Source organism: Streptomyces sp. CNP082 (genome assembly GCF_059570535.1).
Map to the genome: position 1 here is coordinate 64,223 of NZ_JCANSZ010000032.1, position 23,402 is coordinate 87,624.

Consider the following 23,402-nt stretch of genomic DNA (forward strand, 5'->3'; position numbering starts at 1 on the left):
CGGGGAACGGCAGGAAGGACGAGACGATGGATTCCGGAGCACCCGCGATGTCCCGTGACGACCACCCCGGCGGCGGACCCGACGACCACCCCGAAGGACACCCCGACCGCCACCCCGACGACGACAGCCCTGCCGAGGGCCCCGTCGGCGGCACCGCCAAGCACACGTCCGTCACGGTGGGCCCCGGCCTGGTGTACCGCCTGCTGCTGCTCGCCGGCCTCCCGGCCCTCGGCCTGTTCCTCGGCTGGCTTGTCCCGCGCATCGCGGACGAGGCCGCCGGGCTCAGGGGGGCGCCGATACGGGGTCCGTTCAAGCTGGTCGCCTCCTTCGACGACGGCTGGACGGCGGTCGCCGGACCCGCGGCCGGGGTGGTGCTGGGCCTGGGCGGCGGACTCCTCGCGTACGTGCTGGCGATGCGCGTGACCTTCGAGGACGACACCGTACGGATCGACAAGGACGGCGAGTCCCGCATCCTGGCCCGCGCCGAGGTCGCCGCCGCCTTCCTGGACAAGGACCGGCTGGTGATCCTCGACGCCGCCTCCCGCCAACTGCTGCGCAGGCCCACCGGCCTGGAGCGCGCCGACCTCGCCCGCGGCTTCACCGCGCACGGCTACCGGTGGCTGCACGAGGACCCGTACGCCGGCTGCTACCAGCGCTGGACGCGGGACTGCGCGGAGCTGCCCGCGGCGGCGCACGCCGTGCTGCGGGCCCGCGAGGACGCGCTCAGGAAGAAGAACACCGCCGACGCGGAGGACCTGCGCGCTCATGCGCAGCGGCTCGGCTACGTGCTGCGCGAGGAGGGCACGCGCCAGTACTGGCGCCCGCTGCTGCCCGAGGCCGCGGCGGACTGAAACCACTGAAACCACTGAAACCACTGAAACCACTGAAACGGGGCCCGTACGGGCTGTACGGGCCGTCAGTCCAGGCCGGGCAGGGACGCCAGGCGGCGGTGGTCGGCGGGGGAGTCGCGGCGGTCGAGCCGGGTCTCCAGCAGTCGCCGGGCCGCCTCGCACCGGCCGCCCGACACCAGCGCGAACAGCAGCGTCTCCTCCACCACTTCGCGCTGCGCCGCGCTGCCGCCGACCTTGCGCAGCACCGGCCGGATCGCCTCCAGCCGCGCCACCGCGTCCGGCCAGCGCTCCTCCACCACCGCTTCCAGCGCCTCGCACAGCGGCGCCACGACCTCGCGCTGCACCGGGTCGGCGCCCGCCGCGTGCGTACGCAGCCGGCGCAGCGCCGGCAGGTCGCCCGCGGCCGTCAGCGCCACCGCGCTGTGCATCGCGGTGAACGGTGTCGCCGGCCGCTCCACGACCTCCCGCTCGACCGCCGCCAGCACCCCTTCCACCGGCTGCTCGCCCGGCCAGCACCCGGACATCCGGGCCCGCCACAGCAGCGACCCCGAATCCACCAGCGCCCGCACGCCGTTCACCCGGCCCGGCGCCAACTGCGCGAACCAGCGCCGCCGGACCGCGTCCGGGTCGTCGAGCGCCAGCTCGTGCAGGGCGACGTGCCAGGAGAAGTGCGCCCGGTGCGTGGCGCCGCGGCCCTGGTCGCCGATCCAGCGGTCCAGCCAGTCCCGCCCGCGCTCGTGGGCCCCGGTCTCGTAGTGGACGTGGGCCAGCGCGTGCACGGCATGGCCCGCGGCCGGCTCCACGGCCAGCGCCCGGCGGGCCAGCTCCCCGGCTTCGTCGAAGCGGCCGTCGTCCTGGCGCACGAAGGCCAGCAGCGAGGTGTGGAACCAGTGCCCCTCGTACGCGGACGTGGTGCGCTCCACGATCCGGCGGGCCATGGCGCCGTCCAGGTCGGTGACGCCGGAGAACGCGATGGTCGGCACGGCGACGCTCAGCGCCAGCGCGTCGCCCGGGTAAGCGGCCAGGTGCCGGGTCAGCGCGGCGTCCCCGGAGGAGCCGCCGGCCCCGGCGATCCGGCGGGTGACGACCTCCACGAACGCCCGCTCGCGCTCGTCCGCGCGCTCGCGCGCCGCGCGCTGGGCGTCGGCCAGCGCGCGCGGCACGTCCACCGCGGCGCCGCACTCGTGCCCCAGGAGCGCGAGCGCGGCGTGCCCGAGCGCGAAGCCGGGGTCCAGCTCTACGGCGCGGGCGAACGCGGCGTCCGCGCCGGCGCGCACCTTCAGCAGCCGCTCCAGGCCCGCGCGGTACGAGGCGGCGGCAGCGGCGTGCGTGGAGACGGGCAGGCCGTTGACGTCGGTGGGCCGGCGCCGTCCGCGTACCGGCTCGCGCAGCGGCTCCAGCACGGCCGCGGCGACCTCGGCGGCCTGGACGCGGAGCTCGGGCACCGCGGTGGTCTCCCACAGCTCGCCGCGGCGGGCGGAGCCGAGGGTGAACAGCGGCGGGGCGGGCCGGTGGTGAACGGCGGCGGGGGAGCCGGCGGCGGGGGAAGCGGACCGTATCGCCGGCGCGTGCCGCGGGCGCAGCCGGCCGGCGTCGGTGGCCACCCCGATGCCCAGCGGGCCCGGCGTGGCCGTGCCGTCCGCGAGCAGCCCGCGCCACAGCGGGTCGGCGCACTCCTCGACGCGCAGGCCGGGACCGGTGCAGTCGACGACCCAGCCGACGTGCAGCGTCCGGCCCCCGCTCAGCGTCACGGCCAGGCCGCCGTCCGGCCCCTCGGCGACGCCCTGCACCTGACCGGTGTGCAGCCGCAGCCGCCGCGCGGCCAGCGCCCGTTGCACGGACTCCGCGGTGGCCGGGGGCATGCGGTGGCGGTGGACGTTCCAGCGGGAGGCGTCCCGGGCCAGGAAGTCCGCCCGGTCCCCGTCGGTCAGGCGGGCCCACATCTCCTGGGTCAGCGGGCGGAGTCCGTCCAGGGCGGGGCGCCAGTCGCCGTGGGCGCGTACGGCGGCGGCCACGTGGCGGCGTACGGCGGCCCGCAGTTCCCTCAGCGGCAGGCCGGGCAGAGCGGGGTCGGCCTGGAGGGGCGGCAGTGCGGTCAGGGCATGCGGGCGGGGCAGTTCGCCGCCGCGGGAGACGGCGTGCACGCGGCGGCCGGCGCGCTCCAGCGTCAGCACCATGTCCACGGCGGTCAGGCCGGTGCCGACGAGCAGCACGTCGTCGGCGGCGTGGGCGTCGCCGGCGAGCGCGTCGAGGGCGCCCGGCGCCCAGGGGTCGGGGACGAAGCGGTCGCTGGTGCGCAGGGCCTCGGGCGCCCAGCCGCGGGGACCGGCCTGGGGGCCGGTGGCGATGACGACGCTGTCGGCCCGCTGGGTGTGACCGTCGGCGAGGCTCAGGGCGGCCTGCCCGCCGGCGGTCCACGTACAGCCGGTCGCCTTCGTACGCAGCCGGCGCACGGCGACCGTGCCGTGGGCGCGGATGACGGCCTGGCCGAGGGAGTCGGCCAGGTAGGCGCCGTAGCGCTGCCGGGGGGCGAAGTCGCAGGCGGAGGCGGCCGGCTCGCCGTGGCCGCGGAGCCAGCGCACGAAGTGCGTGGGGTCGTCCGGGTAGCAGCTCATGCCGCCGGCCGGGACGTTCAGCCGGTGGCGCAGGTCGGTGGTCGCGTACGCGACGCCGCGGCCCGCCTCGGGCGCCGGGTCGATGAGCACCAGCTCCAGCGGCGTGCTGCGCCGGATCGCGGTCTCGCAGAGCTGCATCGCGGTCAGGGCGCCCGCGGCGCCCGCGCCGACGACGGCCACGACGTGACGGGCGGGACCCGCGGCGGGGGGAGACGAGGGCGCGGCCACGGTACCTCCAGCTAAGCCGGGAACGATGTCGTCCATGATCTCGCGTCTGGGGGACCGGTCCACCCCCGGGCACCTGTTGACGCGACCAGGCTACTGCTTTCATAATTCCTAGCACACCGATGGGAATACTAGGAATCGGTGGGAGCGAACGCCAGGACCCCGCGGACGCGGGGGCTGCGCCGGGCTCCCCGCAGACGGGCAGGGCCCTTCGCTAACCCGGAGGAGTGCGAAGGGCCCTGCTCTCGTCCGCCGCGGCCCGTGCGCGCGCGTCGCACCTCACCGACGTGCGCGTACGTCACCGGCGTACGCCCCAGGACGCCCCCCGGCCGCCGCCGGCACCGCCGGCCGCGGGCGGCACGGCAGCGGCCCCGTACGGCGGGTGAAGCCGTACGGGGCCGCTGCCTCACCGGCTCGGGTCCTCCCGCGGGGGCCTCCCGCAGGGACCGGCACTCAGGCGGTCGGCGCCAGGTGCTCGCGCAGCGTCCGGCCGCGGTAGCCGGAGCGGAACAACCCGCGCTCGCGCAGCTTCGGCACCAGTCCGTACACGACCGCGAGCAGATCGGTGGCCGCGTGCGCCGGCAGCAGGTGGAACCCGTCGGCCACCCCCTCCGCATGCCACTCGGCCAGCAGTCCGGCCAACTCGGCCGGCCGTCCGGCGAAGTGCAGCGTCTCCGCCTTGGGCCGCAGCCCGCGCCCGCCACCGCGGCCGAGGTCGACCCCGAGGCGCAGCAGGACCCGCAGGGCGTGCGGGTCGCGCCCGGCGTCCGCCGCCGCGTGCTTGAGCGCCGCGCGGCAGACCTGGGCGGCGGCCGGGTGCTCGGCGTCCAGGAGCACCACGTCGGCGTGCCGGGCCGCCTGCAGCCAGCGCCGGTCCGGCCCGTGCACGTCGAGCACCACCGCCACCGGCGGGCGGTGCGGCCCGCGCGGGCGGGTGCCGGACGGCGGCAGGAGGGCGGCGCGAGGCCGTCCCGGCGCCCCGCGGAAGCCGCCGGCGTGAGCGCGGGCGTGCAGCGGTACGCCGCCGGGCAGCGCGGTCCGTACCAGCCAGCCGGCCCGGCCGTTGACGGCGATGCGTGCCGCCGCGGACGTCAGCGGCGCGAACCGCCCGGCGGGCAGTGCCGCGACGGCCGGGACGAGCCCGATGTGACTGGTACTGCCGGCGGCCCGGGCGAGCACGGCCAGCACGTCGAGCCGCCCAGGACCGCCCGCGCCGTCGAGCGTGACGAAGTCCAGACCGCCCTGCTCGGCCAGGCGCACCAGCCGGGTCCAGCGCGCGTACGGCGGGGGGCACGCGGCGGCGGGGCGGTGGTCGGCGGTCGCGTCGTCGAGGGCTGCGGAGAGGTGGAGTTGGGCGGCCATGGGGAGCTCGGCTTTCGGTGTCGGAGGCAGACGGGGATCGGGCGGAGCGGCGGCGGTACCGGGCGGGTCAGGACGCGGTCGGCTCGTACTTGTAGCCCAGGCGCCGGACCGTCACGATCCGGTGCCGGTGGGCAGCGCCGAGCTTGCGGCGCAGCCGCGCGATGTGGACGTCGACCGTGCGGCCGTCGCCGACGTGGCTGTAGCCCCACACGGTGGTCACCAGCGACTCCCGCGAGTGCACCCGCCGCGGGTGGGCGACGAGATGGGCCAGCAGCTCGAACTCCAGGAACGTCAGGTCCATCGGCTGCCCGTCCACCTCGGCCACCCGGCGCTCCGCGTCGATGCGTACGGGACCGCCGCCCGGCGGCACCGCGTGGTGCGGCGCCCGCTGCAGCGGGGCGGCGTCGGCGCCCTCGGCCAGCAGGTCGGCGGGGTCGAGCCCCGGCGGCACGAGCACGACGTAGCCGACGAGCGGCTTGCCGTCCGCGGTGCGCTCGCCGTCGCGGGCGGGCTCGCGCACCAGGCGCAGGTGGCGTTCGGCGCCCGCGGATTCGGCCCCGGCTGCCGGGGCGGGGGGTGAGTGGGGCATGGGTCGGTCTCCTTCGGATGGTCGGCGCGGGGCGGGTACGGCAGCGGGCCGGCGTCCGTCTCCTGCCGCGCGGTACACGGCCGGGGAGGAGGACGCGGGGCTCCCGGGGGCGGCGGGCAGCCGGGGGCCCGGCCCGCCGGTGTGCGGGCGGCGACGGCCGCGGGCGGCGGGTCACGGGGGCTCGGAGCAGGCCGGCCGGCGGCTAGCCGTGACGGCAGACGGCGCTGGCCACGTGACAGAAGTCGACGTGCCTGCGGCGGAAGAGGAGCGCCCGCGTCGAGGACATGCCCACCATCCTGCGCACCGCGCTGGCCTGCGTCAACGGTTTTCCTAGAAAAATGGTCGGAAAACTCTGGAACGATTGAATGCCGCCCCCGGACGGGGGTACGGACAGGGTGCGGCGGGCCCGCTAGCGGGGTGGGTCGGGGGCCAGCCGCAGCGCGGTGATCGTCGTGGCGAGCATCTCGTAGTGCCCGGCGAGCAGCAGCAGTTCGATGGCCGCCTTCTCGTCCAGATGGGTACGCAGCCGCCGCCAGAGCGCGTCGTCGAGGTCCCGGTGACGGTGCAGCGCGTCGACGGCGGCGAGCAGCGTGCGCTCCCGCTCCGTCCAGCCGTCCGCCTCGGGGCCGGCTTCGGCGCGGGCGACGTCCGCGGGGGTCAGCCCGGCGCGGCGGCCGAGCCTGCGGTGGTGCTCGAACTCGTACGCGCAGGCGCGCAGATGCGCCACCCGCAGGATCACCAGCTCCGTCTCCCGGCGCGGCAGCGTGCCGCGGGGCATCAGCCGGCCGGCGAACCGCAGCCAGCCGTGGAACAGCCGGCGGTGCCGGCCGAGGACGAGGAACAGCGCGGGCGGCCGGGTGCCGCCGATGCGGCCCGCCGCGCGGCTGAGCAGCCAGGTGGCCGGGCCCACGTCGCGGCACCCGCCGGGGGCGATGCGCGGCGCGCTCACCGGCTGTCCCCGTCCGTCTGCCGCGCCACCGGGCCGCCGGCCGGAGCTGCGGGATCGGCAGGACCGGCGGGATCGGCAGGAGGAGCAGGAGGAGCAGGAGGGGCGGGTGCGGCGGCGGGGTGTGCGGGCGGGGTGAGGGCCGCGCGGCGCAGCAGCCGGTGGGTGGCGGAGTTCATCGCCCGCATGGCGAGCGCGTACAGCGGCGGCGCGACGCGCTGCAGCGCGTACGCGGCCCGTACCTGCGCGGAGGTGTGCACCATATAGCGGTTCCGCGCCACGCCCTCGAGGATCATCCCGGCGACCGCCTCCGGTGACTGCGCCTGTCGGCGAAAGCCCGCCTGGAGCCGCTTGAACGCCTTGCTCTGCTTGTCCACGCCGACGATGTCCACGGTCTCGGTCAGCGGCGTGTCCACCGCGCCCGGGCAGACCAGGCTCACGCCGATGCCGTGCCGGCGCAGGTCGAAGCGGAGCACCTCGGAGACGCCGCGCAGTCCGAACTTGCCCGCGCTGTACGCCGCGTGCCACGGCAGCCCGAGCAGCCCCGCCGCCGAGGAGACGTTGACCAGGTGCCCGCCGCGCCCGGCCGCGATCATCGGCGGCACGAACGCCTCGATGACGTGCACCGGACCCATCAGGTTGACGTCGACCATGGCGCGCCAGTGCCGGTGCTCCAGATGCTCCACCGTGCCCCACGCCGAGATCCCGGCGATGTTCATCACCACGTCCATCGGCCCGCCCGCCGCGGCGTGCACGCCGTCGGCCACGGCCCGTACGGCGTCGGCGTCGGCGACGTCCGCGGCCTCGGCGTAGCGTACGGTGCCGCCGCCGGCCCGTATCTGCGCGGCGGCGGCGCCGAGGCGGTCCCCGTCCAGGTCGGTGAGGAACAGCTCCGCGCCGCGGGCGGCGGCCAGCGCGGCGGTCGCGCGGCCGATGCCGCCCGCCGCGCCGGTGACGAAGAGCCGCCTGCCCGTCAGGTCCCTGAACCCCGGTCGCTTCATCTACCGCACGGTAACGTCCCGCGCCCGCCACCGGAATGGGGCGTACGGCGCCCGGTGCCCGCGGGCCGCGCCACGGCGGCCCGCGGGGTGGCGGGTATTACCCGGCCGGGTCCAGGCGGTGGACCGCCCCGCCGAGGTCCAGCACGTACAGCTCGTGGTCGCCGCCCTGGACGAAGGAGACCACGGAGCCGCCGTTGACGCCGAGGTCGTGCTCGCCGGTCACCTCGCCGTTCTCGACCTCCAGCGAGCGGACGGTGCCGTCGCAGTAGTCGCTGAACAGGTACTGCCCGGCCAGGTCCGCGATCGCCTCGCCGCGGTAGACGAACCCGCCGGTGACCGAGCAGGGAAGCCCGTCACGGCCGTACTCGTGGACCGGCGGCACGTGGTTCGCCGGCTCCTCGCCGTCGAAGACCTCCGTGCCCTCCATCCGGCCCCAGCCGTAGTTCTCGCCGCCGGTGCTGGTGGCCGGGGCGCGGTCGATCTCCTCGATCCTGTTCTGCCCGACGTCGCCGATCCACAGGTCGCCGGTCTCGGCGTCGAAGGAGAACCGCCACGGGTTGCGCAGCCCGTACGCCCAGATCTCGCCGCGCGCGTCGGGGTCGTCCACGAAGGGGTTGTCCTCGGGGATCGCGTACGGGTCGCCGCCGGCCGGGTCGATCCGCAGCAGCTTGCCGAGCAGCGTGCCGAGGTTCTGGCCGTTGTCGTGCGGGTCGCCGCCGGCGCCGCCGTCGCCGAGGCCGATGTACAGCATGCCGTCGGGGCCGAAGGCTATCTGGCCGCCGTTGTGATTGGAGTACGGCTGCTCCTGGGTGAGGACGGTGCGCCGGGAGCCGGGGTCGAGCGCGCCGTCGGCGACGGCGAACTCGTCGATGGTGCTGGTGCCTTCCTGGTCGGTGAAGGAGATGTAGAAGTGCTCGAAGGCCGGGTCGAAGGCGATGCCGAGCAGCCCGCGTTCGCCGTCGTCCGTCGTCTCGCCCGTGATGTCGAGCACGGGCTCGCCGAGGCCGGAGTCGCCGAGGACCCGGACGGTGCCGGCCCGTTCGGCGATCCAGACCGTGCCGTCGGGGCCCGCGGTGCCCGCGCTCGGGTTCTCGGCCTCGGCCACGGTGGTCAGTTCGACCGCCGGCTGCGCGGCGTCGGCGGACGGGTCCGCGCTGGCCGCGGAGAGCGCCACGCCGGAGACGGCGAGGCAGAACCCGGCGGCTGTCGCCGAGATGGTGCGCACTCTCATGGTGACCCTCCTGGGGTGGGGTTGAGGGCGTGGGGGGGGAACGGTGCGTGCGCTCGCATGGACCGGGGGGATGCCCCTGGTGCGCAGGAGGATAACCCGCGCGCCGTTCCCGATGAATAGCGCAACCTCGGCCAGGAGGAGGGGAGTCGACCGCTCTGTCCGGCCTGCCGGTCGTATGCCGGGAAATCGAACGGCGGTCGGTGGCGTACGCCGGCGAAGCGCTGTGCGCCGCGGGGGACTTCGTACCGCGGGAGGGGCAGGACGATCCCGCGGCCGGCCGCGGCGCGCAGCGCCGTTCCTCAGAGGTTGCCGGCGCCGGCGCCCCCGGTCACGGTGCCCTTGACGCTCTCGGCGGACTGGACGTCGTAGCTGTACGGGATGGACGCGACGGATCCGCCGGCCTCGCCGCTGCCGGAGTTCTCGAAGTGGTTGTCACGGGCCTCGATCGTGCCGGGTCCCGAGCTGGCCTCGCCGAGGTGGAAGGGGTCCTCGGTGTTCTCGAAGTAGTTGCCCTCGATCAGCACGCCCGCGTCCTCGGTGGAGGCGACGCCGTAGGAGCCGACGTCCTGGTAGTAGTTGTTGAGCACGTGCACGGGGTTGCCGAAGCGGACCCGCGGGTTGCGCTGGTTGGTGCCGTCGAACCAGTTGAAGGCGTAGGTGACGTGCAGGGCGTTGGCGTCTTCGCCCGCGTTGTCGTCGCTGTGGCCGAGCAGCGCGTTCTTGTCCTGGTCGTGGAAGTGGTTCCACGAGACCGTGATGTCGTCCGAAGCGCGCTTGATGTCGAGGTTGCCGTCGCTCGCGCCCGTCAGCGTGTTGTGGTCCAGCCAGATGTCCGTGGAGTACTGGACGTTGATGTTGTCGTCGTCGCTGCCGGAGATGGTCATGTTCTGCACGATGACGTTGCTGACCTCGCTGATGTTCAGCCCGCCGCCGCCGCTGATGCGGCCGTTGCCGCCGACGCCGACGATGGTCTTGTCGGACGCGACCTTGGTCATGTCGCCGAGCTGGATGGTGCCGTCGACCTCGACGATGCGCGGGCCGTCGCTCTGCACCGCGTCGATGAACGCGTCCGCGTTCGAGACCCGCTCGGTCTCGCCGCCGGCCCCGCCGGTGGTGCCGGCGCCGAAGCCGATGGGCGACGCCGCGGCCGGGGCCGCCTCGTCGGCCATCGCTCCCGGGACCAGCAGGGCGGCGGTGGCGGCGGCGGTGGCCGTCGCGGCGGCGACGACGAGCTTGGTGCGGGGCTTCCTCCTGTGGGTGCGCATGTGCTGCTCTCCGTCCGGTACGTGTGTCGGTGGGGGGAGGAGCGTCCGCCTGGCGGCGGGACGCTCCGGCCATGGGTTGCCGCCGGAAGGCGGGAGGTTGCCGGTGGACGCGTCCGCACGTGTGTCCACGGGTACGGCGCGGCGGGCGCCGTACCCGGTGTTCGAAACCCCGGGTGGTGTACGGGACTTCGGCCGGCCCGGCAGGGGGAAGGGCCGGGCCGGCCCCGCCGTCTACGGCCGGGCCGGGGGCTTCGCGGGTGCCGCCGTGCTCTGCCGCACCACCAGCCGGGTGGCCAGCTCCATGCGCAGCGCCCCCTTGCCGGGCTCGCGCGGGTGCAGCAGCATCTGCGCCGCCTCTTCCGCCATCTGCCGCAGCGGCTGGTGGACGGTGGTGAGCGCGGGGCTGGACCACTGCGCCAGGGGCACGTCGTCGTAGCCGACGACCGACAGCTCGTCCGGCACGCTCAGCCCTTTCAGCCGGGCCGCCTCCAGCACCCCGAGGGCCTGGAGGTCGCTGCCGGCGAACACGGCGGTGGGGCGGCCGGGCCCGTCGAGCAGCTCCATGGCGTGGTCGAAGCCGCCCTGGACGTGGAAGTCGCCGAAGCGGACCTGGGCCGGGTCGACGTCGAGGCCGGCCATGGCCATCGCCGAGCGGTAGCCGTCGAGCCGGGCCAGGGAGCACATCATGTCCTCGGGGCCGGTGATGATGGCGATCCGCCGGTGGCCGCGCTCGATGAGGTGGCGGGTGGCGGCCATGCCGCCGGACCAGTTGGCCGAGCCGACGGAGGGCACGTCGGGCTCGGGGTCGCCGGCCGGGTCGACGATGACGAACGGGATGGCGCGTGAGCGCAGTTGCTTCTTCACCCGGTCGGGCAGGGTGGAGAAGACCAGCACCACGCCCAGCGGGCGGCGGCGCAGGACGCCCTCGATCCAGTCGGGGTCCGGCGCGTGCCGGGTCCCGCTCTCGGTGAGGACGACGCTCGCGTGGTTCTGCTTGGCGACGTTCTCCACGCCGCGGATCAGCTCCATCGCCCAGACGCTCTCCAGCTCGTGGAAGACCAGCTCGATGAGCGGCGCCTGCGGGGCGGCCTGGGCCCGGCGGCGGTAGCCGTGCGTCTCCAGCAGTTGCTCGACTTTCGTTCGCGTGGGCCGGGAGACATCGGAACGGCCGTTGAGAACTTTCGAAACCGTCGAGAGTGACACCCCGGCCTGAGTGGCTACCTCGGCCAGGGTCACGCGGCCGTCCACGTCGTCGTCTTCACGCATGGTTCGAAGGATAAGGCACGGTCAGCGGTAACGGTTTGGTCGCGCGGCTGCAGCCCCGTTGACCGTCTGCGGCGCCTCGCCTACTGTCCAGCCCTACATCGACTTTCGATGTTCGGGACGAAATTTTCGAGAGGCGTACGTATGAAGACTCGAAGGCGGATGCCCCGCATCCTTGCCGGCGGCGTGGCGCTGGGGCTCACGCTGGCCCTGGCGGCCTGCGGTGACGACGGCGGATCGGCCTCCGGCGAGAACGAGTTCACCGTCCTCGTCTACGGTGACGCCACCAACAAGGTGGAGAAGAAGCTCGTCGCCGAGTTCAACAAGACGTCCAAGGTCAAGGCCCGTCTCGACACCATCCCGGGCGCCGACTACCAGACGAAGCTGCAGACGATCATCAGCACCCCGCAGGCCCCCGACGTCTTCTTCCACTGGGGCGGCGGCAGCATCAAGCCCTTCGTGGACGCGGACCTGCTGCTGCCGCTCGACGACTTCATCAAGAAGGACCCGGGGCTGAAGGACAACTTCCTGCCCTCCGTCTTCGACGCCTCGGTCGTGGACGGCAAGGCGTACGGCGTCCCGATGCGCGGGACGCAGCCCGTGATGCTCTTCCACAACAAGAAGGTGCTGGCCGAGGCCGGCGTGCAGCCGCCCGAGACCTGGGACGACCTGCTGGCCGCGGTGGAGAAGCTCAAGGACGCCGGCGTCACCCCGATCGCGCTCGGCGGCGGCGACATGTGGCCCACCCAGATGTGGTTCCAGTACCTCTACGACCGCATCGCCGGACCCGAGCTGTTCCAGCAGGCGCTGGACGGCGACAAGGAGGCGTGGGGGAGCGAGGACAGCCGGCGGGCGCTCGGCATGATCCGCGAACTCGTCGACGCCGGCGCCTTCGGCGACACGTACGACTCGGTGAAGTTCACCAACAACGGCTCCGCGCAGCTCGTCTCCTCCGGAAAGGCCGGCTTCGAGCTGATGGGCTCCTGGTACTACTCCACCCAGCAGAGCCTGGACGAGGGCTTCGCCGCCGAGGACCTCGGCTACAGCGCCTTCCCGGCCATCGACGGCGGCAAGGGCGACCCGGCGAACCTCGCGGGCAACACGAACAACTACTACTCGGTGATGAAGAAGGCCGAACACCCCGAGGCCATCGCCGAGTTCCTCAAGCTCATGTACTCCGACACGTTCGTGAAGGACCAGCTCTCCATCGGCAACCTGCCGACCACGACCAACACCCCCGACTTCCTCGACGAGGCGGCCAGCCCCGAGTACTCGAAGTTCCAGTACGACCTGGTCGAGAAGGCGCCGCACTTCCAGCTCTCCTGGGACCAGGCGTACCCGCAGTCCGCCGCCACCGACATGCACAAGGCCGTCCAGCAGTTCTTCAACGGACAGCTCGACGAGGACGGCTTCATCTCGGCCATGCAGGCTCTGCCGACCTCCTGACGTCTCCATGACCACACTGATGACGCGCGTCCGCCCCGCCGCTCCGCCCGAAAAGCAGCGGCGGCGGCGGACCACGAACGTGGCCGACGTGGGCCGCCCGGGCGTTCTCTGGGCGGCCCCCGCCACCCTGTTCTTCGCCGCCTTCGCCCTCGTGCCGCTGCTCATGGTCGTGGTGCTGTCCTTCATGACCTGGGACGGCATCGGCGACCCGGAGTTCGCCGGGCTCGACAACTGGCGCCGGGTCCTGGACGACCCCGTAATGATCAAGAGCATCTGGCTGAGCCTGCTGCTCACCGGGCTCGGCGTGGTGATCCAGACCCCGCTGAGCATCATGCTCGGCGTCTGGGCGGCGGGCACCCAGAAGAACCGCGCGGTGCTCTCGGCCGTCTACTTCGTCCCGCTCCTGCTCTCCGCCACCGCCGTCTCCGTCGTCTGGCGCGCCCTGCTGGACCCGAACTTCGGCGTGCCCGCCGAGGCCACCTGGCTCTTCGGCGACGGCAACCTCTTCGGCGAGCAGGCGTCCGCGATCGGCGTCCTGGCCTTCGTCAGCACCTGGCAGTTCACCCCGTTCCACACCCTGATCTACCAGGGCGCGGCGCGCGCGATCCCGCCGGTGCTCTACCAGGCCGCCGAGATCGACGGGGCCGGGCGCTACCGCCAGTTCTTCCACATCACGCTGCCGCAACTGCGCAACGCGATGATGACGTCGATGATCCTCATGGTCGTCGGCGGGCTCACCACCTTCGAGACCGTGCTGATCCTCACCCAGGGCGGCCCGGGCACCGACACCACCATCAGCGCGTACTACATGTACGAACGCGCCTTCAAGAGCTTCGACTACGGCGCCGGCGCGACCATCGCGCTCGTCCTGGTCCTGGCCGCGACGCTCATCTCCCTGATCATGGTGCGGCTGTCCGGCTACGACAAGATGCGCAGCACCACGGAGGGCCTGTGATGAGGCGACGCCCCAACTACCTCGCCGGCGCCGGCTCGCTCTTCTGGCTCCTCCTCATCGGGCTGCCGCTGTACGTGCTGATCACGGCGACGCTGAAGACCCAGTCGGACTTCGCCCAGGACGGCCCGCTGAGCCTCCCCGGCCACGTCACCTTCGACAACTTCACCGGCGCCTTCGACACCGGCTTCGACGGGTACTTCCTCAACACCCTGATCGTCACCGTCTGCGTCGTCGGCATCGTGCTGCTGCTGGTGCCGCCGCTGGCGTACGCCATCGTGCGCAGCCGCGGGCCCGTCACCACCGGCGTCTTCCGGCTCTTCCTGCTGGGCCTCGCCATCCCGCTCCAGGCCGTGATCGTCCCGATGTTCTACCTCGTCAGCGAGGCCGGGCTCTACGACAACCTCGTCGGCGTCATCCTGCCCACGGCCGCCTTCTGCCTGCCGGTCTCCGCGCTCATCCTCAGCGGCACCATGCGCGACATCTCGCGGGAGCTGTTCGAGGCGATGGCCATGGACGGCGCCAGTCCCCGGCGGATGTTCTTCCAGCTCGTCCTCCCGCTCTCCCGCGGCGGGCTCGCCACCATCGTGGTCTTCTCCGCCCTCCAGGCGTGGAACGGCTTCCTCTTCCCGCTCGTCCTGACCCAGTCCGAAAAAACCAAGGTCATCACGCTCGGCCTCTACAACTTCCAGACCGAGCGCGGGATCGACGCGCCCGGGCTGCTGGCCGCCGTGGTCCTGTCGATGATTCCCGTCCTGCTCGTCTACCTGTTCGCCCGGCGGGCCCTGGTCCAGGGCCTCATGGGCGTCGGAGGAAAGTGACCGACAACGTGGCAGTTGAGACATCCCGGGCAGACGCCCCGGACACAGCCACCCCCGTGTGGAACGACCCCGCACACGACGCCGGCACCCGCGTGACGGCGCTGATCGCCGCCATGACGACGGAGGAGAAGATCGCCCAGCTCTTCGGGATCTGGGTCGGCGCCTCCGCGGAGGGCGGCGAAGTGGCGCCGTACCAGCACGAGATGGAGGAGGCCGTCGACTTCGAGGAGCTGCTGCCGGCCGGGCTCGGGCAGTTGACGCGGCCGTTCGGCACCGCGCCCGTCGACCCCGCGCTCGGCGCGCTGTCGCTGATGCGCACGCAGGCGCGGGTCGTGGCCGCGAACCGCTTCGGCATCCCGGCCCTCGCCCACGAGGAGTGCCTGGCCGGCTTCGCGGCCTGGGGCGCGACCGCGTATCCCGTGCCGCTGTGCTGGGGCGCGACGTTCAACCCGGCCCTGGTGCGGCGGATGGCGGCGGCCATCGGCCGGGACATGCGCGCCGTGGGTGTGCACCAAGGGCTCGCGCCGGTGCTGGACGTGGCCCGCGACGCGCGCTGGGGGCGGGTGGAGGAGACCATCGGCGAGGACCCGTATCTCGTCGGCACGGTCGCCACCGCGTACATCCGGGGCCTGCAGTCCGCCGGCGTCCTCGCCACGCTCAAGCACTTCGTCGGCTACTCCGCCTCCCGCGGCGGGCGCAACCTCGCGCCGGTCGCCATGGGCGAGCGCGAGCGCGCCGACGTGCTGCTGCCGCCGTTCGAGATGGCGCTGCGGGAGAGCGGCGTGGGTTCTGTGATGAGCTCGTACACCGACACCGACGGCGTGCCCTCGGCGGCCGACCCGGAGCTGCTGACCGGGCTGCTCCGCGACACCTGGGGCTTCGAGGGCACCGTCGTGTCCGACTACTTCGGCATCTCCTTCCTGCGCACGCTGCACGGCGTGGCCGGCGACTGGGCCGGGGCCGCCGGCGCCGCGCTGGCCGCCGGTGTGGACGTGGAGCTGCCGACCGTCAAGACCTTCGGGCCGCCGCTGCTGGAGGCGATTGCCGACGGCCGGGTCGACGAGGACCTGGTCGACCGCGCGTTGCGCCGGGTGCTGACCCAGAAGGTCCACCTGGGGCTGCTGGACGCGGACTGGTCCCCGGTGCCGGAGGTGCTCGCCGCCGCCGGCGGCCGGGACGCGGAGCCGGACGCGGTGCGCGGCACCGTGGACCTGGACACCGCCGCCAACCGGGAGCTGGCCCGCGAGGTGGCCGAGCAGGCCGTGGTGCTCCTTGCCAACGACGGCACGCTGCCGCTGCGCGGCCCGCGCCGTATCGCCCTCGTCGGCCCCAACGCCGAGGACCCGCACGCCGTGCTCGGCTGCTACTCGTTCCCCGTCCACGTCGGCGTCAAGCACCCCGGCACCCCGGAGGGGATCGCGCTGCCCACGCTCCACGAGGCGCTGCGCCGGGAGTTCCCCGACGCCACCGTCACCTTTGCCGCCGGCTGCTCCGTCGACGGCCCGGAGACGGACGGCATCGCCGAGGCGGTACGCACCGCCCGCGCGGCAGACGTCGTGATCGTGGCGCTCGGCGACCGCGCCGGGCTCTTCGGCCGCGGCACCAGCGGCGAGGGCTGCGACGCGGAGTCGCCGGCGCTGCCGGGCGTGCAGCAGGAGCTGCTCGACGCCCTGCTGGACAGCGAAACCCCGGTGGTGCCCGTGCTGCTGGCCGGGCGGCCGTACGTGCTGGGGCGGGCGGTCGACGGCGCGGCGGCGGTCGTGCAGTCGTTCTTCCCCGGCGTGGAGGGCACGGCGGCGGTGGCCGGCGTGCTCAGCGGGCGTACGAACCCGTCGGGCCGGCTGCCCGTGAGCGTGCCGCGCGGCCCGGGGGCGCAGCCGACGACGTATCTCGCGCCCCCGCTGGGCCAGGCCAACGAGGTGTCCAACCTCGACCCGACCGCGGCCTTCGCCTTCGGCCACGGGCTGTCGTACACGGCGTTCGAGTGGTCCGGGCTCCAGGTCGCGGCCGGCGAGTGCGCCACGGACGGCGAGTTCGCGCTGTCGTTCACCGTGGCCAACACCGGCGAGCGGGACGGCACCGAGGTCGTCCAGCTCTATCTGCACGACCCCGTGGCCTCCGTCGTGCAGCCGGTGCAGCGCCTCGTCGGCTACGCCCGGGTGCCGCTGCGCGCGGGGGAGGAGCGGCGGGTACGGGCGGTCGTGCCGGCCGACGTGGCGTCGTTCACCGGCCGCGACGGGCGCCGGGTGGTGGAGCCCGGCGCGCTGGAGCTGCGGCTGTCGGCGTCGAGCGCGGCGCCGCGGCTGACCGCGTCGGTGACGCTGACCGGCCCGCCGCGGTACGTGGACCACACCCGCCGGATGCACGCCGAGTTCGACCTGCACCGGGACCCGGACGCGCCGGCCGCCGGGCCCGCCGCGCCGGAGGCAGCTCCCGGAGGGTAAGAGCCTTCGGCGGGTGGAAGCCTTCGGCGGGTGGAAGCCTTCGGCGGGCAGAAGCCCCTTGGCAGCCCGGCCGCCGGCCGGCCGGGCAGGCGCGCCGCATCGGACTCCTCCCGGTCCGGTGCGGCGCGCCGACCTCCCCGGCGCTCTGCCAGCCGATGTTCCCGCCGCCGCCGCTACGCGAGGCCGCCGAGCGCCGCCGGCAGCGTGCCGGTGTAGACGACGCCGAGGCGCTGCGTCGCCCGGGTCAGCGCCACGTACAGGTCGCTGCTCCCGAGGAGAGCCGGCTCCGCCACGATCACCGTGTCGAACTCCAGCCCCTTCGCCTGCCGCGGCCCGAGCAGCACCACCGGCCGCGTCAGGTCCGGTGCCGGGCCCGACGCCGCGCCGGGCAGCGCCGCCGCCAGCGCGGGCAGCAACGGCCCCGGTGCGATCACCGCCAGCCGCCCCGGTCCGCCGGACTCGCGGGCCACGGCCGCCGCGACCGCCGCGGGCACGGCGCCGGCCGACTGTCCGGCGCGCTCGGCCCAGGGCCGTATCCCGGTGGCGCGCACCGAGCGCGGCGGCGTGTACCGGGGGTCCTGCGCCCGCGCCACCCCGGCCGCGACCTCCATGATCTCCGCCGGCGTACGGTAGTTGACGCCCAGCGTGACGTGCTCGAAGCGCTTGTCCACGTACGGGCCGAGGATCGACTCCCACGACCCGCACGCCCCGGGCTCCGCCGTCTGCGCCGGGTCGCCGACCAGGGTCATGGACCGGGTCGGGCAGCGCCGCATCAGCAGCCGCCACGCCATCGGCGACAACTCCTGCGCCTCGTCGACGATGATGTGGCCGAAGGCCCAGTTCCGGTCCGCCGCCGCCCGCTCGGCCGCGGTGCGGTGGTCGGCCTCCTCCTGCCGCTCCGCCAGCCGCTCGGCGTCGATGAGGTCGTGTGCCGCCAGCACCTCCGCCTCGTCGTCGTCGCGCTCCTCGAACTCCTGGGTGCGCGAGCCGTACGACATCTCCAGCACACCCTGCGCGTAAGCGATCCGCTCCTGCCGCTCCGCCTCCGCGCGCACCTGCGCCGCCGCCCGCGCGGGCCCGTCGTCGCCGAGCAGCTCCGCCGCCTCGTCCAGCAGCGGCACGTCGGCCGGCGTCCAGGGCCCGCCGGCGCGGCGGATCAGCTCCGCGTCCGGCTCCGGCAGATGCACCGGTTCTGCGAGGAAGTCCGCGACCAGCTCCTCGGGCGTCAGCAGCGGCCACAGCTCCTCGATGGCCGCGTGCACGTCCTCGCTGGCCGCGACCGCCTTGCCGAGCTGGGCGATGTCGTCCGGGCCGAGCAGGTTCTCGTCGCCGAACGGGTCGTCGCCGAGGCGGTCGGCGAGCTGCCGGGTCAGCCCGTCGATGACGTTGAACGCGAAGTGCGGCCGGGCCGCGTTGTGGGGCAGCTCGGTGTCCAGGGCGCGCCGGCGGGCGGCGTTGGCCAGCCAGTAGTCGAGGTGCAGCTCGCCGTCTTCGTGCGGGATGACGACGGTCGACTCCGGCAGCCGTCGGCGGTCGCCGAGATACGCGGCGAGCGCGTCCGCCATCGCCGCGCCGCCCTTGACCGCCGCGGCGGCGGGAGTGTCGGTGCCGGTGGCGTGGACGCCGGGGAACAGCTCGCCGGGCGTGGCCAGCAGCACGCCGGTCTCGCCGAGCGCGGGCAGCACCTCGGAGATGTAGGAGAGGAAGGCGGGGCCCGGGCCGACGATGAGCACGGCGCGGCGGGCGAGCTGCTCGCGGTGGGCGTAGAGCAGGTACGCGGCCCGGTGCAGGGCCACGGCCGTCTTGCCGGTGCCGGGCCCGCCCTCGACGACGAGGACGCCCGAGCGCGGGGCGCGGATGACGCGGTCCTGGTCGGCCTGGATGGTCTGCACGATGTCGTGCATCCGGCCGGTGCGGGCGGCGTCGAGCGCGGCGAGCAGCACCGCATCGGCGTCGGTGCCCTCCAGGCCGGTGCGCAAGGTGTCGGTGAGGTCGAGGATCTCGTCGTGCAGGCCCGTGACCCGCTGGCCGCCGGCGCCGCCCTCGGTGGAGATGTGCCGCCGCCGGCGCAGACCCATGGGGGTGTGGCCGGTGGCGAGGTAGAAGGGGCGGGCCACTTCCGCCCGCCAGTCGATGACGAGCGGCGTGCGCTCCTCGTCGTCGGCGCGCATGCCGATGCGGCCGATGTGGTGGTCGCGCCCGTCGCGGAAGCTCAGCCGGCCGAAGCACAGGCCGTGCTCGCCGGCGTTGAACGCGGCCAGCAGCCCGGACTGTTCGGCCACGAGCACGTCGCGTTCCAGCCTGGCCTGGAGGGTGCTGCCCCCGTCCTGGGCCAGGGACGCCCGTACCCCCGCCTCCGCGCCTTCGCGCAGCTCGGCGAGGCGCTGCTGGAGCAGGTCGAGGAATTCCTGCTCCCGCCGCATTTCCTCGTTCTGCACCTCGTGTGGCTCGTTTGACAATTCAGCTCCCGCACGGATAGAATGCCCGCATCGCACTTTCCTCCAGCGCTTGTTCACGTTTTATGAATAGGCGCAGAGAATTCCTCATCGTAGCAGTGCAAAGGCTCCTGCCGAATGCGGCGGAGCCTTTTTTCGTGCGCGTGCGGGTTACGCTCGGGGCATGAGCACTGCAGACACCCCCGAAGACGTGGCGCACCTTCTGGTGCGCTGCCTGGAGGCGGAGGGCGTGACGCACGTCTTCGGCGTGCCGGGCGAGGAGAACATCCGGTTCGTCGACGCCGTCAACGCCTCACCGTCCATCGACTACGTCCTGGTGCGCCACGAGCAGGGCGCGTCGTTCATGGCGGAGATGTACGGCCGCATCACCGGCCGCGCGGGGGTGTGCTCCGCGACCCTCGGCCCCGGGGCCATCAACCTGCTGCTCGGCGTCGCCGACGCGCACACCAACAGCACCCCGGTGGTCGCGCTCGCCGCGCAGGGCGGGCTCGACCGGGTGCACAAGGAGTCGCACCAGGTCATCGACCTGCCCGCGATGTTCGCCCCGGTCACGAGCTGGTCCCAGCAGGTCCGCGCCGCCGGCGCGGTGCCGGAGATGGTGCGCCAGGCGTTCAAGACCGCGCAGACCGAGCGGCCTGGTGCGGTGTTCCTCGCGCTGCCCGAGGACATAGAAGAGGCGGTCCCCGACCCGCCGCTGAACCCGCTGCCCATCAACCGCCCGCGCCCCGAAGCCCCGTCCCCGGCGCAGTTGGAGCGCGCCGCCGAGGTACTGGCCAGCGCCGCGCGCCCCATCCTGCTCGCCGGTCACGGCGCCACCCGCGCCGGCGCCACGGATGCCCTCGTCCGCTTCTCCGAGCGGCTCGACATCCCGGTGGCGACGACCTTCAACGGCAAGGGCGTCTTCCCCGACGACCACCCCAACGCTCTCGGCGCCGTCGGCTTCATGCGCCACGACTACACCAACTTCGGTTTCGACAACGCTGACGTCGTCATCTGCGTCGGGTACGAGCTGCAGGAGTTCGACCCGGTCAAGATCAACCCGCAGGCCGACAAGAAGATCCTGCACCTGCACCAGTTCCCGGCCGAGGTCGACTCCCATTACCCGGTCGCGGTCGGGGTGCTCGGCGACCCCTCCGCCTCGCTCGACGGCCTCGCGGACGCCGTCGGCCGCACGTTCCACGGCGACGGCCGGCTCATCCGCGGCCTGCTCGCCGAGGAACTGGCGCACGGCCGCCGCAACTCCGCCTTCCCGCTCGCGCCGCAGCGCGTCGTCGCGGACGTCCGGGAGGCGCTGGGCCGCGAGGACGTGGTGCTGGTCGACACCGGCGCCGGCAAGATGTGGATGGCGCGGCTCTATCCCACGTACGAGCCCAACACCTGCCTGATCTCCAACGGGCTTTCCACCATGGGTTTCGCCGTGCCCGGCGCCATCGGCGCCAAGCTCGCCCGGCCCGACGCCCAGGTGCTGGCGATGACCGGCGACGGCGCGTTCCTGATGAACTCCCAGGAGCTGGAGACCGCCGTCCGCGAGGGGATCCCGATGACCGTGCTCGTCCTCGTCGACGACGAGTACGGGCTGATCACCTGGAAGATGGAGCTGGAGATGGGGCGCCACTCCCACACCCGCTTCGCCAACCCGGACCTGGTGACGTACGCGGAGAGCTTCGGCGCCCGCGGGCACGAGGTGAAGGCCGCCGACGAACTGCTGCCCACCCTGCGCGAGGCCCTCGCCCACGACGGTGTGGACGTCATCTCCTGCCCCGTCGACTACACCGAGAACCTGCGCCTGACCGAGCGCCTCGGCGCCCTCCAGGGCCCGTTCTGACAGGGCCTGTTCTGACGGTGCTTGTTCCAAGAGACCGGCCGCCGCGGTGATCCTCAGCCCGCCGGGCTGAGGATCACCGAGCGGGTCAGGTGGCGCGGCTCGTCCGGGTCCAGGCCGCGGGCGTCGGCCAGCGCCACCGCGAGCCGCTGCACCCGGACCAGCTCGGCCAGCGGGTCGAGCCCGCCGGTGACCCACAGCGCGCCGGTGGCGTGCACCTCGTCCTGGAGACCGGCGGGCGCGTCGCCGATCATCCAGGTGGCGGTGCCCGCGGTGGTGATGCTGATGGGGCCGTGCCGGTACTCCATCGCCGGGTACGACTCCGTCCACGCCAGCGCCGCCTCGCGCATCTTCAGCGCCGCCTCGTTCGCCAGCCCCACCGTCCAGCCGGAGCCCAGGAAGGTGAACTGCCGGGCGGTCAGCAGCCCCTGGGGCAGCGGCTCGACGAGCGCCAGCTCCGCGTCCTCCACCGCCGTGGCCGGCTGCGCCCCGAGGTGGGCGCGGAGCAGCGTCAGCGCGGTGGTGGCGAAGCGGGTCTGCACCACGGAGCGCTCGTCGGCGAAGTCCAGCACCACGGCGTCGTCCGCGGCCTCGGCCGCCGGGGTGGCACCGTCGGCGACGATCGCGGTGGTGCGCACCGGGCCGCCCAGCGTCCCCAGCAGCCGCAGCACCTCCGTGGTGGTGCCCGAGCGGGTCAGCGCCAGCACCCGGTCGTAGCGCCGCCCCGCCGGGAAGCCGGAGGCGGGGAAGGCGTCCGTCTCGCCGTGGCCGGCCTCCTCGCGCAGCGCGGCGTAGGACTGCGCCATGTAGTACGAGGTGCCGCAGCCGACGACGGCGACCCGCTCGCCGGGCTGCGGCAGCAGCGCCCCCTGCACGCCCGCCAGCTCTTGCGCCCGGCGCCAGCACGCGGGCTGATCGGCCAGCTCAGCGGTTACGTAGGTCATGTCAATCGCCCGCCCTGTGTGAGAACCATTGTTCAATCGTGCATGCTAAGGCAGAATTCCGAGCATCTTCAAGCATCCCTGCTGGGAGGATTCGGGTTGAACCAGCATGAACGGCACGGTGCCCTGCTGCGGCTGCTGGCCGAGCGCGGCCGGCTCGACGTGGAGGCCGCGGCCGTCGAGGTGGCCGTGTCCGCGGCGACCATCAGGCGCGATCTGGACCAGCTGGCCGAGCAGCAGTTGCTGGTCCGCACCCGCGGCGGCGCGGTGCCGAACGACGTGGCGTACGACCTGCCGCTGCGCCACCGCGCCGGGCGGGACGCCGCCGAGAAGGAGCGCATCGGCCGGGCCGCGGCGGCGATGGTCGAACGCGGCATGGTCGTCGGCCTCAACGGCACCACCACCGCCGCGGTCGCCCGTGCGCTCGCTGCCCGCGCCGACTGGGGCGACGACGGCGGGCTGCCGGATGCCGCCCGCGGCGACGGGCAGCCCGCCGTCACCGTCGTCACCAACGCGCTCAACATCGCCGCAGAACTGGCCGTGCGGCGCAGCGTGAAGGTCGTCGTCTCCGGGGGCGTCGCCATGCCGTCCTCGTACGAGCTGATCGGCCCGCTCGCCGGCCACATCCTGCGCGAGATCCGCCTCGACATCGCCTTCGTCGGCGCCGACGCCGTCGACGCCGAGCACGGCGCCAGCGCCCGCGACGAGCACGAGGCGAGCATCAACGCGCTGCTCGCCGCGCAGGCCGCGAAGCTCGTCGTGGTCGCCGACTCCACCAAGCTCGGGGTGCGCACCTTCGCCCGGATCTGCCCGCCGGCCGACATCGACGTGCTCGTCACCGACGACCGCGCGGCACGGACGGTGCGGGAGTTCACGGGCAAGGGGATGTCCGTGGTGCGGGCATGAGTAGCCCTGTGTCAAGCCGCGTTCGGTTGATCTTGGTTGAGGAGGGTCTGGAGGGCTCTGTGCCGGGTGGGGTCGTAGGCGACGCCGTCTTGCCAGCAGTGCCAGATCACGAACAGCCAGGCGCGGGCGAGGATGCGGACGGCGTGTGGGTGGTCGTGTCCGCGGGTTCGGGCGCGGTTGTAGAGGCTGGCGGCCCAGGGGTTGGCGTGGCGGGAGTCTGCGGCGAAGTCGCAGACGGCGTCGCGGAGCTGTTTGTCGGCGGCCCA

General features: G+C 73.9%; 18 protein-coding genes. 7 read left to right on the plus strand and 11 right to left on the minus strand.

What is annotated here, in order from left to right; genetic code table 11:
* Positions 1–26 precede the first annotated feature (26 nt).
* Positions 27–851 (plus strand): YqeB family protein, encoded by an 825-nt coding sequence (locus B124_RS23810; protein WP_496504974.1) that lies wholly within the window; start codon positions 27–29, stop codon positions 849–851.
* Between the two features lie 65 nt (positions 852–916).
* Here the strand turns inward: B124_RS23810 and B124_RS23815 are convergent, their stop codons facing one another.
* The 8 genes from B124_RS23815 to B124_RS23850 form a co-directional block, all read right to left on the minus strand.
* Complete coding sequence (locus B124_RS23815; protein WP_496504992.1) at positions 917–3,646, minus strand: FAD/NAD(P)-binding protein; 2,730 nt, start codon at positions 3,644–3,646, stop codon at positions 917–919.
* Between the two features lie 498 nt (positions 3,647–4,144).
* Entirely contained in the window at positions 4,145–5,053 is a 909-nt protein-coding gene (locus B124_RS23820; RefSeq protein WP_496504975.1) for an LLM class flavin-dependent oxidoreductase, read from the minus strand.
* 67 nt (positions 5,054–5,120) lie between these two features.
* Positions 5,121–5,642: a winged helix-turn-helix domain-containing protein gene (locus B124_RS23825; RefSeq protein WP_496504976.1), complete on the minus strand. Its 522-nt coding sequence runs from the start codon at positions 5,640–5,642 to the stop codon at positions 5,121–5,123.
* Between the two features lie 409 nt (positions 5,643–6,051).
* Complete coding sequence (locus B124_RS23830; RefSeq protein ID WP_496504977.1) at positions 6,052–6,591, minus strand: carboxymuconolactone decarboxylase family protein; 540 nt, start codon at positions 6,589–6,591, stop codon at positions 6,052–6,054.
* Positions 6,588–7,589 (minus strand): SDR family oxidoreductase, encoded by a 1,002-nt coding sequence (locus B124_RS23835; RefSeq protein WP_496504978.1) that lies wholly within the window; start codon positions 7,587–7,589, stop codon positions 6,588–6,590. The genes B124_RS23830 and B124_RS23835 overlap by 4 nt, the downstream gene beginning before the upstream one ends.
* Before the next feature lie 97 nt (positions 7,590–7,686).
* Positions 7,687–8,820 carry a PQQ-dependent sugar dehydrogenase gene (locus B124_RS23840; protein ID WP_496504979.1) on the minus strand — a complete coding sequence of 378 codons (1,134 nt, stop codon included), beginning with the start codon at positions 8,818–8,820 and terminating at the stop codon, positions 7,687–7,689.
* A gap of 299 nt (positions 8,821–9,119) precedes the next feature.
* Positions 9,120–10,085, minus strand: coding sequence for a pectate lyase family protein (locus B124_RS23845; RefSeq protein ID WP_496504980.1), 966 nt, complete (start codon positions 10,083–10,085; stop codon positions 9,120–9,122).
* 231 nt (positions 10,086–10,316) lie between these two features.
* Positions 10,317–11,351 (minus strand): LacI family DNA-binding transcriptional regulator, encoded by a 1,035-nt coding sequence (locus B124_RS23850; RefSeq protein WP_496504981.1) that lies wholly within the window; start codon positions 11,349–11,351, stop codon positions 10,317–10,319.
* Positions 11,352–11,492: 141 nt separating this feature from the next.
* Between B124_RS23850 and B124_RS23855 the strand changes: the two genes are divergently transcribed.
* The 4 genes from B124_RS23855 to B124_RS23870 are packed head-to-tail and all read left to right on the plus strand — an operon-like array spanning position 11,493 to position 17,011.
* Positions 11,493–12,794 carry an ABC transporter substrate-binding protein gene (locus B124_RS23855; RefSeq protein ID WP_496504982.1) on the plus strand — a complete coding sequence of 434 codons (1,302 nt, stop codon included), beginning with the start codon at positions 11,493–11,495 and terminating at the stop codon, positions 12,792–12,794.
* Between the two features lie 7 nt (positions 12,795–12,801).
* The gene (locus tag B124_RS23860) at positions 12,802–13,749 is read left to right on the plus strand and encodes a carbohydrate ABC transporter permease (protein ID WP_496504983.1); all 948 of its coding nucleotides are present in this window, start codon (positions 12,802–12,804) and stop codon (positions 13,747–13,749) included.
* Positions 13,749–14,567: a carbohydrate ABC transporter permease gene (locus B124_RS23865; protein ID WP_496504984.1), complete on the plus strand. Its 819-nt coding sequence runs from the start codon at positions 13,749–13,751 to the stop codon at positions 14,565–14,567. The genes B124_RS23860 and B124_RS23865 overlap by 1 nt, the downstream gene beginning before the upstream one ends.
* Entirely contained in the window at positions 14,564–17,011 is a 2,448-nt protein-coding gene (locus B124_RS23870; RefSeq protein WP_496504985.1) for a beta-xylosidase/alpha-l-arabinosidase, read from the plus strand. The genes B124_RS23865 and B124_RS23870 overlap by 4 nt, the downstream gene beginning before the upstream one ends.
* A gap of 173 nt (positions 17,012–17,184) precedes the next feature.
* Here B124_RS23870 and B124_RS23875 read toward each other — a convergent pair whose 3' ends face one another.
* A complete protein-coding gene (locus tag B124_RS23875) occupies positions 17,185–19,434 on the minus strand; it encodes a HelD family protein (protein ID WP_496504993.1) in 2,250 nt (749 codons plus the stop codon).
* 196 nt (positions 19,435–19,630) lie between these two features.
* Between B124_RS23875 and B124_RS23880 the strand changes: the two genes are divergently transcribed.
* A complete protein-coding gene (locus B124_RS23880; RefSeq protein WP_496504986.1) occupies positions 19,631–21,292 on the plus strand; it encodes an acetolactate synthase large subunit in 1,662 nt (553 codons plus the stop codon).
* 53 nt (positions 21,293–21,345) lie between these two features.
* Here the strand turns inward: B124_RS23880 and B124_RS23885 are convergent, their stop codons facing one another.
* Positions 21,346–22,233: an SIS domain-containing protein gene (locus B124_RS23885; protein WP_496504987.1), complete on the minus strand. Its 888-nt coding sequence runs from the start codon at positions 22,231–22,233 to the stop codon at positions 21,346–21,348.
* Between the two features lie 96 nt (positions 22,234–22,329).
* On the opposite strand from B124_RS23885, the gene B124_RS23890 reads away from it, so the two are divergent.
* Positions 22,330–23,136: a DeoR/GlpR family DNA-binding transcription regulator gene (locus B124_RS23890; RefSeq protein WP_496504988.1), complete on the plus strand. Its 807-nt coding sequence runs from the start codon at positions 22,330–22,332 to the stop codon at positions 23,134–23,136.
* Positions 23,137–23,147: 11 nt separating this feature from the next.
* On the opposite strand, the gene B124_RS23895 is transcribed toward B124_RS23890, so the two are convergent.
* On the minus strand, positions 23,148–23,402 hold a 255-nt coding region (locus B124_RS23895; protein ID WP_496504989.1), incomplete at its 5' end, for a hypothetical protein.